Genomic DNA, 16,002 nt, shown 5'->3' with positions numbered 1-16,002 from the left:
TGCCCCGCCGCTTCGGCGTGTCGCGGCCGAAACGTGCGGCCCAGCGGGCGGGAGGTGGCAGATCGTCAGCGCGAGCGGCGACGGACCAAGCGGGCGAATGCGCGACCGCCCCGCGTTGGCTTATCGAGGTTGCCCGCGACCGCGTCCTCGAGCAGGTTGCCCACTGTCTCGGCGGCGCACGTTCGGTTGGCTCCGATGCCGCCGTTCGGCCCGCGTTTGATCCAGCCGACGACGTACGCGCCGGGCACCCCCGTGACCCGGCCGGCCTCGTTGCTCACTGTCGCAGAATCCTCGTCGAACGGCAGCTCGGCGACCGGCGTGCCGCGGTACCCGATCGCTCGAAGCACCATGCCGGTTGGGATCTCGGCGCCATCGGAGGTACGTACGGCGCGCACCTGCTGGTCGCCGAGGACCTCCTGCGGCGAAGAGCCGAACCGGAGCACGATCCGGCGCCCGGCCGGCGGGGGAGCGGTCCAGTCGACGGGCGCAGCGTCGAGTCCGCGCAGCACGGCGGCCTTGCCTGCACCTGCCGTGATCGCGTCGGTGATCTCCGTCGTGTGTCCGTCGACGACGACCTCGACGCTGTGTCGAAGTGCTCGCAACTCGGGTGTTGTGTACGCGGCCTCGGCGGGACCACGCCGGCCGAGCAGCACGATCTCGCGTACCTTGCTCGCTCGCAAGGCTTCGAGCGCATGGGGTGCGATGCCGGTGCCCGCGAGGTCGGCCGGATCGGTGGTGAGGATGCGCGCGACATCGAGCGCGACGTTGCCGGTGCCGACCACCACCACCCGCTCGGCAGACAACTCGATCGCATCGGTTGAAACCTCAGGGTGACCGTTGTACCAAGCCACAAACGTCCGTGCTGCAAGGGATCCGGGAGTTTGCTCACCGGGTACGTCGAGCCGACGGTCTGAGTCCGCACCCACCGCGTAGATGACTGCATCGTGGTGAGCGAGCAGCTCCGACTGCGTGATGTTCCGTCCGACCTCGACGCCGAGGTACGTCCGTGCCCGCGGGTGGTCGCGGTATCGCTGGAAGGTCTCGTCGATCCGTCTGGTGGACGGGTGATCGGGTGCAACGCCGAAACGTACGAGACCGCCGGCCACCGGCAGCCGATCGATCAACGACACCTCGGCATTGGTGTGCAGCAACAGGTCTTCGGCCGCGTACATGCCGGCTGGGCCCGTGCCGACGATCGCAACCCGCAGCGGGCCGAAGTCCGACGGCAGGCTGCGGTCGAAGCTGACCGGCGCCCATTCGTGGAAGTTCGGCGCGACGTCGGTACGAGGCGCGGGTGCGTCTTCGTAGTACGCCGCGTTGACTTCCGCATAGTCGCGTAGCGAGGCGGTGAGCAGGTCGATCGGCATCACCGCGTCGACGGGGCAGGCATCTGCACAAGCGCCGCAGTCGATGCAGGAGCGCGGATCGACGTACAGCATCTCGGTCTTGCCGAAGTCGGGCTCATCCGGCGTCGGGTGGATGCAGTTGACCGGGCAGACCGAAACGCAGGTCGCGTCAGTGCAGCATTCCTGGGTGATCGCGTACGGCATCAGAGCAAGTTGGCGCGTTTGTAGAAGAATCGCGCCGGCCGGGTCAGCAGGCCGACAGACGAAAGGAAGTCCATCAGGCCCGAGCAACTGGAGCGCAGCAGCGACTTGTGATGCTCGTTTGCCTTCGCCTCACGCAACGCACGGGCCTTGTCCAGGCCGGCCCGTTCGTACACCGTGTCGTTCACCATGCTCGTCACGATGAAGTACGAAACGATCGAGACGACCAGCGCGCCGATCTGGCGACGAACCCAGCCGGTGCCCTCCATCCGCTCGCGTACCTCCTCACGGGCGAACTTCATATGCCGCGATTCCTCGACCACATGGATGTTGTTGATCGTGCGTACGAACGGCGCAATGCGCTCGTCGCGCATCCAGTCGCGCTGCATGACGTCGAGCACCTCTTCGGCGACCAGGATCGAGGCGTACGCGGATTCGCCTCCGCCGATCGTCTTGAACACCCGACCGAGCTCGACCACGTACCGCTTCGGGCGGTAGGCCGGCGCGCGGAGCTTGGCTGCGCCGCGAGCGAACATGATGGAGTGCCGGCATTCGTCGGCGATCTCGGTGAGCGCCCACTGAAAGTCCGGATCGGTCGGGTCCTTGGCGTAGAAGTCCCGCAGGATCATCTGCTGCAGGATCATCTCGAACCAGATGCCCGTACTCGCGACCGACGCGGCCTCCTGCCGAGTGAGCTCCCGCTGTTGCTCAGGGGTCAGCTCGTTCCAGTAGGCCGTGCCGTAGAGCGTGCTCCACTCCGGACTGGCGCCGTGGTCGGCGGTGTCCAACGGGGTGTCCCAGTCGACCTCGGTCGCCGGGTCGTACGACAGCGTGGCCGACGAATCGAGCAGGCGCTGGGTGGTGTCGTGCTCGGTCTCTTCGCGTGCTGCAGTCATCGCCGTCTCCGTCCTGTGAGGTTACTTATCAAGAGCCATGTTACATGCGCTATGTCATATAGCAACGTTCCTGCCATCCGTGTGACCGGGCGAACAGTTGACCTCAACTATAGTTGAGCTTCTAAGTTTCTGGCATGACCACGACCGGAACACCGCCCACTCCGCGCGGCACCTGGCGCGAGCTTCTCGGTGGCCCCTACCTGCCCATCGCATTCGTTCTCGCGGGTGGCGTTGCGCTGCACGCGATCAACATCTTCCTCACCACCAGCCTGCTGCCGACAGCCGTCGACGAGATCGGCGGCCTCGAGCTGTACGCGTGGACCACCACCGTCTTCATGATCGCTTCCGTCGTGTCGTCGATGCTGGTCAGTCCGCTACTCGCCGCGCGCGGAGCCACGAGTGCGTACCTGGCCGGACTCGCACCGTTCATCCTCGGAACATTGGTCTGCGCGGCCAGCCCGACGATGGAGGTCATGCTGGTCGGACGCGCCGTTCAGGGGTTCGGCGGTGGGCTGCTCGCCGGACTGGGGTACGCACTTATCCAGGCGGCCCTGCCCGAACACTTGTGGGCACGCGCCACCGCGCTGGTCTCGGCCATGTGGGGTTTTGGGACGCTGGCGGGTCCCGCGGTCGGGGGAGCGTTCGCACAGTTCGATGCGTGGCGGTTCGCATTCGTCACGCTCGCCGTGCTCGGTGGCGGTATCGCCCTGATCGCACCGCGGGTCCTTCCACGTACCGAGCGGTCGAGCACACCCGAGCCTGTCCCCGGCATCTCCCTTGCACTGCTCACCGCTTCTACGGCCGCGATCAGCATCGCCGGAATACTCGACGACGACACCTTGATGGTGACGGCGCTTGTCGCCGGCGTCGCTCTGCTCGGGGCCTTCGTCGCATGGGAGCGCCGATCACCGATCCGGGTGCTTCCCGGCTCGACGTACAAGGGGCGGTCACCGCTGCGTTGGCTCTACCTGACCGTCGCCATGCTTTCGATCGGCACCACCGTTGAGGCGTTCACTCCGCTGTTCGGGCAGCATCTCGGTGGTCTCGACCCGTTGGTGGCCGGCTTCCTCGGCGCCGCGGTTTCGCTGGGCTGGTCGTTCTCGATGATCTTCAGCTCCAACGCCGAGAGTGACTCGGTCCAACGCGCACTTCGGGTGGTCGGCCCGTCGGTGCTCGCCCTCGGTCTCACGATTGCCGCGTTGCTCCAACGCGACGACATGGGCCCGACACTGGTGATCGGCTGGGCGATCGCCCTCGTGTTCGCCGGCACTGGGATCGGCCTCGCGTTCCCGCATGTGATCGTCGCCGTCATGAGCGGTACGGACGACTCCGAGCAGGCGGTGAAGGCATCGGCCGGTATCAACACCGTCGAGTTGATGTCGCTCGCATTCGGGTCGGCAGTCGCCGGCGTACTCGTCAACCTCGGGTCGACGATGCAGCGTTCGTCGATCTATCTGCTCGTCGGGCTCGCGGTCTTCGCGCTCGCCGGTGCGGCTACCGGTCTGCGCTCGAACCGGAGCGTACGAGAGCCGCAGCAGGCATAGCGTTTGCCGAGTTCGAGTGGTTCTGGTCAGCCCAGTCCCACTCGAACTCGGCACACGTGGTCTAGCCGAGGGCCTTCCGCCAGGCTCGCTTGCCGCCCACGACCGGAAGGTTGAGTCGGCTCGACTGGGTGGCGAGCGTCAGCTTCGTACCCGCGGCGGGACGAATCGTGAACTCGTTGTCGCTGGACAGCACCACGAGCCCGATTCGCGAACCGGCCGGGATCACGGAGTCCTTCGGCTGCAGGTCGAAACGCATCATCGCCTGCTTACCGGGACGCAGCGGCACCTCGAAGCGATCGGAGATCCGATTCCGCGGGTCCATCCAACCCCGCGTCAGGATCGTCGCCGAGCCGTCCTCGTCGTACTGCACCAGAAGCGCCGTGAGGTTGGCTCGTTTCGCGCTGAACGAGGTACGCAGCCGTACGGTCGGCGTACCGCTGATCCGTACGTCGCGATCGAGCGAACCCGTGAGGTAGGCGAGTCGATGCTTCGACGTGGCCGCATCGACGAGAGACTGCGCCTTGATACTCGCGTCGTCGATCAACGACTCCTGCGCGCCCTTGCCGTGTCCGCCGGTCGCGAGCCCGCCTTGCGTACGGCCGCCCGGCGTGGTCCGGAGGTTGACATCGGCAGCCTTCGGATCCGGGAAGTTCTGGTACGACGTCGGGTCGCTGCGGTCGTCGCCCTCGCGCACGATGTACGCGTGCGGGGCCTTCTCCACGCCGTTGTCGACGCCGTAGAGGAACCTGGTGAACCAACGGTTCATCATGTCGTCCGGCGGAGCGCCGCCATGGCCGCCCTGATGCAGGTAGATCTGGTGCGGTACGTGGTTGCGCTCGATCGCGCGGTAGAACTGCGCGGCGTTCTTGGCCATGACGTTCCAGTCGTTCAACCCGTGTGCGACCAGCGTCGCGGCCTTGACGTTGTCGACGTCGCGCATGTAGTCGCGGTTCGCCCAGTAGCGGCTGTAGTCGCCCGTCGCACGGTCCTGCTCGGCGGCGAGCTTGGCGATGACCGGCTGACAGATCGCGCGATCGGCCCGCGAATAGACGGCATCCGCTAGTACGTCGGTGTCCTCACCCTGGTATCCGCCGGGCGCACGCACGGCTCCGTTGGCGCGGTAGTAGTCGTACCAGTTGCTGATCGCCGACACCGGGATGATCGCGTCGAGGCCTTCGACGCCGGTCGTCGCGACCGCCTGGGGGAGCGTGCCGTTGTACGACGTACCCGTCATGCCGACCTTGCCGGTCGTCCAGTCCGGCGCCGCGACCGGTTCATCGTTGTCCTGCCCGGTGTACGCCTGCGCGCGACCGTTCAGCCAGTCGATGACCGCCTTGGGTGCAAGCGTCTCGTTCGGTCCACCGGACGTGGGGCAACCGTCGGACAGGCCGGTGCCGGGCGATTCGGAGTGCACAACTGCGTACCCGCGCGGAATCCACGTCGATTCATACCCGGTCGAGATGATCGGGCTCGTGTCTCCGGCGTCCCACGGAGGTGTCGTCGGCCGGGAGTCCGGCGGAGCACCCAACTCGTGGTCGACGCCCCAGTTCTCGGCCGGGCCGATCCCCGCGTAGTAGGGGCTGTCTTCGTAGACGACGGGCACCTTCACATCGTCCGACTCGGTCTCGGCCGGCCGCGCGAGGCTCACGTGCACTCGGTCGGGGTCGCCGTCGTGATCGCTGTCGAAACCGGTCTCGACCCACAGTTCCTGTCGGATCCAGTCATCGGGGTTGTCGTTGAACACCGGCTGACTCATGCCGTCCTCGAAGACGGGGCCCTCGAAGTCGGGGTCGGCCGCTGCGCCGGCCGGACCGCTCAGGACACCGGCTCCGAGCACGGCGGCGAACGCGCCGACGGCAAGGCTGCGGGTTCGATGGGATCTGCTGGTCACGGGTCGCCCTCCATTAGACGGTGACGCCGGCCCCAGGCGTCCTGCGTAGGCAATATGACCGCTAAACGGGTGACCGCGTCAACTCTCGTACCCGACCCGCCCGTGCTCGAACTGTTCGGCTGCACGAGGATGCTGCCGAATCCTTCCTGCATCTGCTGGAAGAAGTACGCGTCGCGACGGCATAGATTGGGCCGGAACCGGCAAAGCCCGTGAAGGGGACGTTCCATGAGCATGCTCCGCATCGGCGCGGCGGTGTCCGCCGTCGTCACCGCATCCGCACTCGTATCGGCCGCAACGTACGCCGAAACCTCGACAACCACGGCGGCGAGCTCGCCGGTCGTCGCGGCGCAGAGTCCGGTCGGTACGCCCGTCGATCCCCAGAACTGGGTCAATCCCGACGATATGACGTGGGACGATTTCGAACCCGTACCGGGAACCGACTGGGCAGATCCGTCGATCGAGCCGACGAAGAAGAAGTTCCAGGCGGCGATCGTGCTGGTGGACTACGCCGATCAGGACTTCGCAATCACCCAGCCGGAGGGTTCGACGCCGTTCGGCATGCCGACCGAAGAGGCGCATGACATACCGCGCGCCGAGGTTCCGGAGTTCTACCGCAAACTGCTCAACGAACCGAGCGAGCTGAACCGCGGGCACACGATCAACGAGTACTGGATGGAGGACTCGGCCGGGAAGTTCGGCATCGAGCTCACCGCCTTCGGCGCGTACCGCCTGCCTGGCCGCGAGTTCGAGTACCACCTGCAGGGCTTCGGCGACGACTGCCCCAAGACCGGCAATTGCGACCGGAGTTTCCGTGACGACGCCAAGGCCGCGTGGGAAGCCGACGCGGGCAAGGGGATCGCCGACAAGTTCGACAACGTCTTCTACATCGGCGCCGGTGAGGACGAGTCGTCGACCTGGCAGGAGTTCGGCGAGATGAAGTTCCAGACCAAGGAGGACGTCACCGACGAGTTCGGTCCGCCCGCCGACCTCAAAGAGGCCGACCCGACGCTGAAGAACTGGTCGAAGACGCGGTACGTCCCGTGGACCTCCTGGAAGTCGGCCGCGTCCATGTGGCCGAACGCATCGGGTAATACCTCGATCGAGGCAGAGAGCAGCGGTCGATCCGTGTACGCACACGAGTTCAGCCACAACCTGGGCATCTCGGACAACTACAACAACCCGTACGGCGACCCGATCCGACGCTCGTACTCCGGCATCTGGGACATGCTCAGCCGCGGCACATTCAACGGCCCGGGCGGCCCGCACAAGCGGTACTACATCCCGACCACGATCGGATCGCAGATGGGCGCGCATCACATGCTGCGCAACAAGCTCGACCTCGGGATCGTCGACGACAACGCCGTCATCGACCTGTCGCGGCAGAAGCTGATCTCGAAGGGCGTGCTGACCACGAACGTCACCGCACGCGAGATCCAGGGCGACGGTTTGATCTCGGGTGTGAACCTGCGGCTCGACGGCGGAGACCTGTCCGACTGCGAGGCCGAGGGCTACACCGGCGACAAGGCGTACCTCTGCGACGGCGGCGGCTACGACAACTACACCGTCGAGGTCGTCGACCGGATCGGCAGCGACTCGTTCACCCCGGACTCCGGCGTGCTCTTGGCGAAGACCAAGAATCAAGACCGCGCTCCGTTCATCTGGGTCAAGGATGCCAACCCGCAAGACATCAACATGGTTGACTTCACGCGGCCCGACGGCACCGACGCGATGATCTCGCTCGGCGACTTCCGCCAACTGTCCGATGGTTTGTTCCATGCGGGCACGGACTCCGGCTCTGAGTACGAGTACGTCGACAAGGCGAACGACCTTGCGTTCTATGTGCTCGATCGCAAGCGCGACGCCGAAGGCCTGCTTTCGTACCAGGTTGCCGTACGCGCGTTGCACGACGATCCGTCGATCCGGCGCGGTGTGAAGCTCGGCAAACCACAGACGCAGTGGGTCGTCGGTGGCTCGATGAAGATCAAGCTTCCGGTGTTCAACTCCGGCGAGTCGGCAGGCGGCCGCTTCTCCTCCGACGTCTACCGCATCTCGACCAAGGTCAAGGGCAAGGGTTGGCAGACCTGGCAGCCCCACGACGTCCTCGCGGTACGCGCCGGCGGTAGCCGCCGTGCGGTCGTGTACGTGACGCCCGGCGACGACGCCGCCAAGAAGGGCAAGGTCACGATCCGCGTACGCAGCGAGTCGAACCCGAAGAAGTCGAAGCAGGTCAGGGTGAACGTACGCAGGTAGCGGTCGTTCACCAGGTACGGAATCCGAATCGGGCAGGCGGTAATCGCACCGAAGGAACAGCCGAAGTCGTAGCCGCGGCGATGTCGAGAACGGCGCATCGGTTACGTCCCTGTGGTGAACGCGGCCAGAATGGGCCGTACCGCACCGAGGAGAACACCATGGCCAAGTACCTGCTGCTCAAGCATTACCGCGGCGGACCCACCCCGCTCTTCGACACGATGATCGACGAGTGGAAGCCGGAGGAGGTTTCCGCACATGTCCAGTACATGCGCGACTTCGCCGATCGGCTGAAGGAGACAGGGGAGTTCGTGGACGAGCATGCCCTGTCGCCGTCGGGCACGTTCGTCCGCTACGACGGGGAGGGTCGCCCGCCGGTGACCGACGGACCGTTCGCGGAGACCAAAGACCTGATCGCCGGCTGGATGGTGATCGACGTCGACAGCTACGAACGTGCGCTCGAGCTCGCCGGCGAGCTGTCCGCTGCACCGGGCGAGGGCGGTGAGCCGCTCCGCGAGTGGCTCGAGGTACGCCCGTTCCTGACCGAGTCGGCCAGCGCTTCGGAGTAGACCCGATGGACGAGGTTCTGCTGCGCAGCCTGACGCCGGCGGTCATCGCCATCCTTGTCCGTCGCGGAGCTGATTTCGCGGCGGCCGAGGATGCCGTCCAGGATGCGCTGATCAAGGCGCTTCGGGTCTGGCCCGACGATCCGCCCCGAGATCCGCAGGGCTGGTTGGTGACGGCCGCCTGGCGGCAGTTCTTGGACACCCGGCGTTCCGAGGTCGCACGGCAGCGGCGGGAAGTAGTCGTCGAGGAGGAGCCGGCTCCGGTGCCGGGCGACTCGACCGACGACTCGCTCTGGCTCTACTTCCTGTGCGCTCACCCGTCACTCACCCCGACCTCCGCTGTCTCACTGACTCTGCGGGCGGTCGGCGGGCTCAGCACCCGACAGATCGCCCGGGCGTACCTCGTGCCCGAGGCGACGATGGCTCAACGCATCAGCCGCGCCAAGCGCACGGTCGCAGAGGTACGTCTCGACCAGCCGGGCGATGTGGCGACGGTGCTGCGGGTGCTGTATCTCGTCTTCAACGAGGGCTACTCCGGCGACGTGGACCTGTCGGCCGAGGCCATCCGTCTCACCCGCCAGCTCTCAGCCGCGCTCGATCACGAGGAGATCGCCGGGCTACTTGCCCTCATGTTGCTCCACCACGCGCGGCGCCCGGCGCGTACCGCCGCAGACGGGAGCCTGGTGCCGCTCGCCGAGCAGAACCGCGCTCGCTGGGACACCGCGCTGATCACCCAGGGCGTCTATGTCCTGCAGACCGCTCTCGCGCGCGATCGGCTCGGGGAGTTCCAGGTCCAGGCCGCCATCGCTGCACTGCACGCAGATGCGCGTACGGTCGAGGAGACCGACTGGGTGCAGATCGTCGAGTGGTACGACGAGCTGGTCCGAATCACCGACAGCCCCATCGCACGGCTGAACCGCGCCGTCGCGCTCGGCGAGGCCGATGGGCCCCGCGAGGGGCTACGCGCACTGTCCCAGCTGAACACCGATGTGCCGCGCTACCACGCCGTAGCGGCGTACCTACACGAGCGCGACGGAGACACAGCGCGGGCGGCCCGCCTGTATGCCGTCGCCGCCGAGCAGGCGTCCAATGTGCCCGAACGCGTGCACCTGACCAAACAGGCCGCCCGACTCAACCAGCGTTGTCAGTAGCGGTCTTGCCGGCGCGGTCGAACTCCGCCCGGGCCCGTACGATCTCGCCCTGATGCTCTTCGGTCCAACTGACCAGTGACTGAATGGTGTCCAGCAGGGTGCACCCGAGATCGGTCATCTGATACTCCACTCGAGGTGGCACCTCCGGATACATGGTCCGCCGGACGAGACCGTCTCGCTCGAGATGGCGCAGCGTGACACTCAACATCCGCTGGCTGATGCCGTCGATCTCGCGACGCAGCTCGTTGAACCGCATGGTGCGCCGCTCGAGCAGCGAGACGACGAGGAGGGACCACTTGTCGGCGATCCGGTCCAGAATCTGGCGAACCTCGCATTCCTCGCGGCTGTCCCATTGGAACGCTTCCGGCTTGTCCCAGGGCACGGCGCCTTCGGTCACCTCCGAGGAACCGGGTGACTCCAAAGTGCCTTCTTCCGCCATGTACGCATGATCGCTGAGAATTGGTGCGGTTACAAGTCGTAACCGAGTTCCGTTCAATAACTTGGGGGTAGATCTCGTGAGCACTGTCTCGCCGTCCGCGGATCGGCGGATGTCCGTACGGGCCGTCGGAGTCCTGTTGGTCGTCTGCGGCGCGTTGTTCCTCGAAGGCATCGACATCGCCATGCTCAACGTTGCGGTGCCGGACATCGCCGCCGATATCGGCCTCGGGACCGGTGCTGCGCACTGGGTGATCAGCGCATTCGTTCTCGGCTACGCCGGATTCATGCTGCTGGGCGGCCGCTCGGCGGATATCTTCGGTCGACGCCGGGTCTTCCTGCTGGCCCTGTTGGCGTTCCTCGTGTTCTCTGGGCTCGGCGGCCTCGCAACCGAGCCGTGGATGCTGATCGTGGCAAGGTTCGTGACCGGCGTGTCCGCCGGGTTCATGACGCCGGCCGGCTTCAGCATCGTCACCTCCAGCTTTCCCGAAGGTCCGCTTCGTACCCGCGCTCTCACCATCTACGGCGCGGTCGGTGCCGGTGGCTTCGTGCTCGGCATGGTCGCCGGTGGACTGCTCACGACCGTGAACTGGCGCTGGGTCTTTTTCGCGCCGATGGCGATGAGCGCGTTGTTGTTGGTCGCCGGGCACCTGTTGATCCGCGGAGACGAGTCGTCGCGTTCGCGGAGTACGTTCGACGTCGGCGGAGCAGTGACGGCGACCGTTGGCATGGTCGCCCTCATCTACGCCCTCGTGACGTTGGGCGAGAGCCGCGATGTACGCGCGGGTGCCATCGCCATGGTCGTCGCGGTAGTCGCCGTGACCGCGTTCGTACTGATCGAGTCACGCTCACCGGCGCCGCTCGTACGATTGAGCCTGCTGCGGCGCGGGCTGCTTCCGTTGGCGAGCACCGCCGGCCTGTTGTTCATGGCGGGATTCTTCGCATTCCAGTTCACGATCACGCTTTACCTACAGGACTTGCGCGGGTGGACGCCCCTGGAAACCGGACTCACCTTCGCCGTCATGGGCATCGATCTGGTGCTCGCCCCGATCTTCACCCCCGGTCTCGTCGAGCGGTTCGGCAACCTACGCGTGATGACCGCCGGTCTGACGAGCGCCGCGGCCGCGTTCTTGCTGGCACTACGCCTCCAAGCGGACTGGGCGTACGTAGACCTGCTTCCCTCGCTACTACTCGTCGCGGTCGCTTTCGCATTGGTCTACGGCCCGCTGACCTCGGCCGCGACCGGCTGCCTCGATGAGTCTGAGCACGGCGTGGCAGGTGGGGTCGTCTACACGGGTTTCCAGCTCGGTGCCGCCTTGGGTCTTGCCCTCGTCACCGTCGTGCTGGTCGGCGATCATTCCGCAACCGCTTCGTCCGACGACTACCAGCGAGCGCTCGCCGTACCGACCGCGTTCGCGGTACTCAGCGTCCTGGTCGGCATCGTGGCCGTCGTACGTACTCGTGTCCGCGGCGGCTCAGCCGACGGCTCGGTGCAGGCGCCACAACTTCAATGCGACGTGTAGGCACAGGCGTTCGTTACCGTCCTTGAGGTCGGTGCCGGCGAGCTCCGCGATCCGCTGTAGGCGGTAGTAGAGCGTTGTGCGGTGCAGGTGTAGCGCGGCACTGGTTGCTGCCGCGCTGCCCGCAGCGTCGAGGTAGACCTCCAAGGTGTCGAGCAACCCGTCGTGGGAGCCGTCCTCGTCAACGAGCCGCGAGAGCCCCGGATGGATCGTCGCCAGGTCGATGCTGTCGTACTCCGCACGCGAGAGCATCCGGTAGATGCCGAGTGCGCCCCAGTCCGCAACCGGGCCGATCGAGGGTACGAGTGCCGCCACCTGCGCAGCTCGCTGCGCCTCGTCGTACGCCGCTGGGGCGTCGGCGAGCCGCTGCTTGACTCCTCCGATACCGACGATCGGACGGATGTCGGCCTCGGCCGCCACGGAGAGCTCCTCCTGGAGACGTACGCCCGTCGCCATCGCATCCGCACGAGCGCGGACGAGCAGGGCGCCGTGGTTGCCGCGCATGAACGTGAGTACGTTGCTCGCGCCGATCCGGTTGCGGCAGGCCGCAAATGCCCGCTCGAGTTCGCGGTTGCGGTGCTCGGTGAGTCGTGGTTCGACGAACCGCGCGACAATCACCGCAGTCGGCCCGTCGCTGTCGAACACCCCGTCGCGCAGCAGGCTCTCCGCTGCGTACTCGGCACTCGCCGCATCGTCCATCAGCAGGCTGCCCGCCGCGGCGCGATCGCGGCTCGACGACAGTTCGCTGCGGAAGTGCTCCTCGTACATAGCCGCGGACAACTCCGAGAGCTCGCCATCGATGCGTACGAGGTCGTCGTCGGTCAGCGTGAAGGTGTCGTCGATGACCCACACGAAGCCGAGCAGCAGGTCTTGGAAGTACACGGGTACGCAGACCCGTGGCAGGAAGTCGAGGTCGCGGTTCGGCCGCACCCGTACGGGCACCCGCGAAGCATGCACTCCCGCGGCGCGACACCAGGCCATCACCTCACGCGACGTATGGCGCTCGAGGATGGAGTCCCGACGGACGGTGTCGACGTCGCGATCGTGCTCGCTGTACGCGACCACGCGAAGCGTAGGGTCCTCGAGCAGCACCGGCCGCTCGATCTGTCTGCCGATCACGTCGACGATCTTCTGCACGGTTGCGAGCACACACACCCCTGACACTCGGACGACTCCGAGCGGTCGTCAGGCCCCCCGACTACTGCGCACCTTAGCCATCTGGATCACTGATCGTCCATACCTATAACAGATCGCGTGACCTCACCAGGGTGCAGACAACCCAGGGGAGCCGCACCCGCCACTTGGCACCGGTCAGGGCCAGGCGGGCGGCTCCAGGCCCGTTCGGAGCAGATCGAGAAATCGCTGAACGGCCAACGGCGGCGGGGGCGCACCGAAGGTCACCGCGTACACCGACCGGCCGTCGTCGCGCAGCCGTTCGGTACGCACCCCGGGGTGCCGGTGTGCCACCAACGCAAGGCCGGGCAACGTACTCACCCCGACACCGGCCGCGACCAAGGCCTGCACGGCGACGTAATCGTCGGTCTCGAACCCGATCGAGGGCTCGAACCCGGCATGCGCACAGCGTTCCATCAAGTGGCGCCGGCAACGCTCGCAGCCGGCGATCCAGCGATCACCCGCGTACGCGGCGAGGTCGTGGCGGTCTCCCGTACGTTCGTCGTCGACCGGGGTCACGACGTAGATCGGCTCGGCCAGGATGGGAGTCGATGTCATTCCGTGGAGCTCGCCGGCGTCGTCGTGTTCGAAGACCAGCGCGACATCGATGTCTCCGGCGCGCAGTCGGTGCAGTGCCTCCGGCGGCTCTGCCTCCGTCAACTCGACCGTGAGGGCGGGATGCTCGGCGCCGAACCGCGCCACGGCGCCTGGGACCACCGCGGCGAGCGCCGACGGAAAGGCGGCCAGGCGCACGCTCCCCACGCGCAGACCAGCGTACGCATCGATCTCGGCGTGCGCGGCATCGATTCGGCCGAGGATCTCCTCAGCACGTTCGACCAGCAGCCGACCTGCGTCGGTGATCCGAATGCCGCGACCCGCCCGCTGCACAAGTGGTACGCCGAGCTCTGCCTCCAAGCGGCCGAGGTGGTGGCTGACCGACGGCTGGGCGTAATGCAACGACTCGGCCGCAGCTGTCACCGACCCTTCGCGCGCGACGGCGACCAGCACTCGGAGCCGATTGACGTCCAGCATGCCTCCAACCTATAGGCGGTGTCGATGAATCGAGCAAGAACAGGCATTGGACCGATCAATGCTGTGATGCGACGGTTGGCAGATGCAGATCCCCACCTTCACCGACGTGCTCGACGCCCGACGTCTCCTACAGGCGCATCTGACGCCGACGCCGCTTCGTTCGTACGCCGCGCTGGACCGCACGGCAGGGACCCAGGTGCTCGTCAAGCACGAGAACACCAACCCCACCAGCGCGTTCAAAGTGCGCGGTGGGCTCAACCTGATCGCCGGTATGGCCCCAGCCGAACGGGAACGCGGCATCGTCGGCTACTCCACCGGAAACCACGCCCAGTCGCTCGCGTACGCGGCTCGCGAGTTCGGCATTCCGTGCTCGATCGTCATGCCGACGAACCCGAACCCCGCCAAGGCCCAGGCGGTCCGTGACCTCGGGGCCGATCTGCTCGAGGCTGGAGAGACGTTCGACGACTGTCGCACCTACGCCGAACGAGTGTCGACAGAGCGCGGCATGCGGCTGGTGAGCGCCGCGAACGAGCAGCCCATCATCGCGGGCGTCGCCACGCTTTACCTCGAGGTGCTCGAGGCCGCTCCGGATCTCGACGCCATCGTCGTCCCCGTCGGGAGCGGGAGTGGCGCTGCGGCCGCCTGCCTCGTGACCCGGGCACTCGCTCCGGAGTGTCGGGTCATCGCCGTTCAGTCGTCGGCATCGCCCGCGGCCTACGAGTCGTGGCGCGCAGGTGAACTGGTCGAACGGCCGAACCGTACTCGTGCCGAAGGGTTGGCAACCGGTGCCGGCTTCGAGCTGACGCAGCGCATCCTGCGCGATCGACTGTCCGACTTCGTGCTCGTCGACGACGACCAGATCCGGGCTGCGCAACGCATCCTGATGTACGACGCGCACACTCTCGCCGAGGGCGCAGGGAGTGCGGCTCTTGCCGCCGTGCTCGCGGATGCCGGCAGGTACGAGGGCCGGCGGGTCGCCGTCATCTGCACCGGTGCGAACGCGAGTGCGGCCGAGATCGAGGCAGCGGTCACCCATGACGAGACGACGCGGGCGGGCCTGGCATTCTCACCACATGGATGACGCGCGCCTCACCGAGATCGACGGCACCAACGGCACCGTCGTCGTACACGAATGGGTCCACCAGGATCCGACCTGGATTGCGGTGCTCGTCCACGGGTACGGCGAGCATCTCGGCCGCTACCCCCATGTCGCCGAGCGGCTGAACGCCGACGGCGCGGTGGTCGTCGGCCCGGACCATCAAGGGCACGGGCTCTCCGCCGGCGAGCGAGTGCTCATCAGCGACTTCGAAACCGTCGTCGACGACTTGCATGCGGTTGTCGACGGGGCACGAGCCACGTACCCGGGTCTTCCGGTCGTGCTGGTCGGCCACTCGATGGGCGGCATGATCGCCGCCCGTTACGCTCAGCGATTCGGTGACGGGCTTTCGGCGCTCGTTCTCTCGGGGCCGGTGCTCGGATCGTGGCACCCGACCGCCCTCGCAGACCTCCCCGAGATCCCCTCCGATCCGCTCGATGTCTCAACGCTGTCCCGTGACCCGCAGGTGGGCGTCGCGTACTCGAAAGACCCACTCGTGTGGCATGGCCCGTTCAAACGACCGATGCTGCGCTCGATCGCGAACACGCTGCGAATCATCAACGAGGGCAGAGATCTCGGCTCGCTTCCGACCTTGTGGATCCACGGCGGGGCAGACGAGCTGGTGCCGATCGAGGCAACCCGAGCGGGCGTCGAGCGCATCCGGGGAGTCGACCTCGAACAACGGATGTACGCGGACGCCAGGCACGAGATCTTCAACGAGAACAACCGAGCAGAGGTGCTCGACGACGTTTGCTCCTTCGTACGTACACTCCGTCGCTGAACTCTCCGCTGCGATCAAATCGACCACTGAGCGTAACCACATGACCACGCGGTCGTTGTAACCAACTGACGGCGCGGGCGATGCCGCCTCGGGGGCACCGTGCTCGTCGTACGTTCGGGAAAT

Annotated in this window: 12 protein-coding genes and 2 pseudogenes; 7 read left to right on the top strand and 7 right to left on the bottom strand. The window is 66.5% G+C overall.

Annotated features, from left to right (window positions below; translation table 11 throughout):
- Positions 1–65 precede the first annotated feature (65 nt).
- Together MU582_00190 and MU582_00185 are read right to left on the bottom strand one after the other, a co-directional pair.
- A complete protein-coding gene (locus tag MU582_00190; protein UPK75088.1) occupies positions 66–1,550 on the bottom strand; it encodes an FAD-dependent oxidoreductase in 1,485 nt (494 codons plus the stop codon).
- Positions 1,550–2,443: a diiron oxygenase gene (locus tag MU582_00185; protein ID UPK75087.1), complete on the bottom strand. Its 894-nt coding sequence runs from the start codon at positions 2,441–2,443 to the stop codon at positions 1,550–1,552. The genes MU582_00190 and MU582_00185 overlap by 1 nt, the downstream gene beginning before the upstream one ends.
- A 134-nt stretch (positions 2,444–2,577) precedes the next feature.
- On the opposite strand from MU582_00185, the gene MU582_00180 reads away from it, so the two are divergent.
- Complete coding sequence (locus MU582_00180; GenBank protein UPK75086.1) at positions 2,578–3,987, top strand: MFS transporter; 1,410 nt, start codon at positions 2,578–2,580, stop codon at positions 3,985–3,987.
- 61 nt (positions 3,988–4,048) lie between these two features.
- On the opposite strand, the gene MU582_00175 is transcribed toward MU582_00180, so the two are convergent.
- On the bottom strand, positions 4,049–5,878 hold the full coding sequence (locus MU582_00175) for a Xaa-Pro dipeptidyl-peptidase (protein ID UPK75085.1): 1,830 nt from the start codon (positions 5,876–5,878) through the stop codon (positions 4,049–4,051).
- A 225-nt stretch (positions 5,879–6,103) separates the two neighbouring features.
- On the opposite strand from MU582_00175, the gene MU582_00170 reads away from it, so the two are divergent.
- The 3 genes from MU582_00170 (at position 6,104) to MU582_00160 (ending at position 9,842) form a co-directional block, all read left to right on the top strand.
- Positions 6,104–8,128 carry a peptidase M6 gene (locus MU582_00170; protein UPK75084.1) on the top strand — a complete coding sequence of 675 codons (2,025 nt, stop codon included), beginning with the start codon at positions 6,104–6,106 and terminating at the stop codon, positions 8,126–8,128.
- A 158-nt stretch (positions 8,129–8,286) separates the two neighbouring features.
- Entirely contained in the window at positions 8,287–8,694 is a 408-nt protein-coding gene (locus MU582_00165) for a YciI family protein (protein UPK75083.1), read from the top strand.
- A 5-nt stretch (positions 8,695–8,699) separates the two neighbouring features.
- Positions 8,700–9,842, top strand: a complete 1,143-nt coding sequence (locus MU582_00160; GenBank protein ID UPK75082.1) for an RNA polymerase subunit sigma-24 — start codon at positions 8,700–8,702, stop codon at positions 9,840–9,842.
- Here MU582_00160 and MU582_00155 read toward each other — a convergent pair.
- The gene (locus MU582_00155) at positions 9,823–10,281 is read right to left on the bottom strand and encodes a helix-turn-helix transcriptional regulator (GenBank protein ID UPK75081.1); all 459 of its coding nucleotides are present in this window, start codon (positions 10,279–10,281) and stop codon (positions 9,823–9,825) included. The genes MU582_00160 and MU582_00155 overlap by 20 nt on opposite strands.
- Before the next feature lie 76 nt (positions 10,282–10,357).
- On the opposite strand from MU582_00155, the gene MU582_00150 reads away from it, so the two are divergent.
- A complete protein-coding gene (locus MU582_00150; protein ID UPK75080.1) occupies positions 10,358–11,800 on the top strand; it encodes an MFS transporter in 1,443 nt (480 codons plus the stop codon).
- On the opposite strand, the pseudogene MU582_00145 reads toward MU582_00150, so the two are convergent.
- From MU582_00145 to MU582_00135, 3 genes and pseudogenes are all read right to left on the bottom strand, one after another.
- Positions 11,753–11,908, bottom strand: a pseudogene (locus tag MU582_00145) (helix-turn-helix domain-containing protein). The gene MU582_00150 and the pseudogene MU582_00145 sit on opposite strands and share 48 nt — an antisense overlap.
- A 261-nt stretch (positions 11,909–12,169) precedes the next feature.
- A pseudogene (locus tag MU582_00140) lies at positions 12,170–12,496 on the bottom strand (hypothetical protein).
- Positions 12,497–13,108: 612 nt separating this feature from the next.
- On the bottom strand, positions 13,109–14,002 hold the full coding sequence (locus MU582_00135; protein ID UPK75079.1) for a LysR family transcriptional regulator: 894 nt from the start codon (positions 14,000–14,002) through the stop codon (positions 13,109–13,111).
- An 82-nt stretch (positions 14,003–14,084) separates the two neighbouring features.
- On the opposite strand from MU582_00135, the gene MU582_00130 reads away from it, so the two are divergent.
- Entirely contained in the window at positions 14,085–15,083 is a 999-nt protein-coding gene (locus MU582_00130) for a pyridoxal-phosphate dependent enzyme (GenBank protein UPK75078.1), read from the top strand.
- Positions 15,076–15,879, top strand: coding sequence for a lysophospholipase (locus MU582_00125; protein ID UPK75077.1), 804 nt, complete (start codon positions 15,076–15,078; stop codon positions 15,877–15,879). Before MU582_00130 ends, MU582_00125 begins: the two co-directional genes overlap by 8 nt.
- The last annotated feature ends 123 nt before the right edge of the window (positions 15,880–16,002 follow it).

Source organism: Nocardioidaceae bacterium SCSIO 66511 (assembly GCA_023100825.1).
Lineage (GTDB): Bacteria > Actinomycetota > Actinomycetes > Propionibacteriales > Nocardioidaceae > Solicola.
The sequence above is the reverse complement of the archived record's forward strand: the minus strand, read 5'-3'. Positions and strand labels throughout refer to the sequence as shown.

Bases quoted from the DNA above. Each gene is read 5' to 3' on its own strand.
- MU582_00190 (UPK75088.1), bottom strand. From the start codon at position 1,550: ATGCCGTACGCGATCACCCAGGAATGCTGCACTGACGCGACCTGCGTT.
- MU582_00185 (UPK75087.1), bottom strand. From the start codon at position 2,443: ATGACTGCAGCACGCGAAGAGACCGAGCACGACACCACCCAGCGCCTG.
- MU582_00180 (UPK75086.1), top strand. From the start codon at position 2,578: ATGACCACGACCGGAACACCGCCCACTCCGCGCGGCACCTGGCGCGAG.
- MU582_00170 (UPK75084.1), top strand. From the start codon at position 6,104: ATGAGCATGCTCCGCATCGGCGCGGCGGTGTCCGCCGTCGTCACCGCA.
- MU582_00165 (UPK75083.1), top strand. From the start codon at position 8,287: ATGGCCAAGTACCTGCTGCTCAAGCATTACCGCGGCGGACCCACCCCG.
- MU582_00160 (UPK75082.1), top strand. From the start codon at position 8,700: ATGGACGAGGTTCTGCTGCGCAGCCTGACGCCGGCGGTCATCGCCATC.
- MU582_00155 (UPK75081.1), bottom strand. From the start codon at position 10,281: ATGGCGGAAGAAGGCACTTTGGAGTCACCCGGTTCCTCGGAGGTGACC.
- MU582_00135 (UPK75079.1), bottom strand. From the start codon at position 14,002: ATGCTGGACGTCAATCGGCTCCGAGTGCTGGTCGCCGTCGCGCGCGAA.
- MU582_00130 (UPK75078.1), top strand. From the start codon at position 14,085: ATGCAGATCCCCACCTTCACCGACGTGCTCGACGCCCGACGTCTCCTA.
- MU582_00125 (UPK75077.1), top strand. From the start codon at position 15,076: ATGGATGACGCGCGCCTCACCGAGATCGACGGCACCAACGGCACCGTC.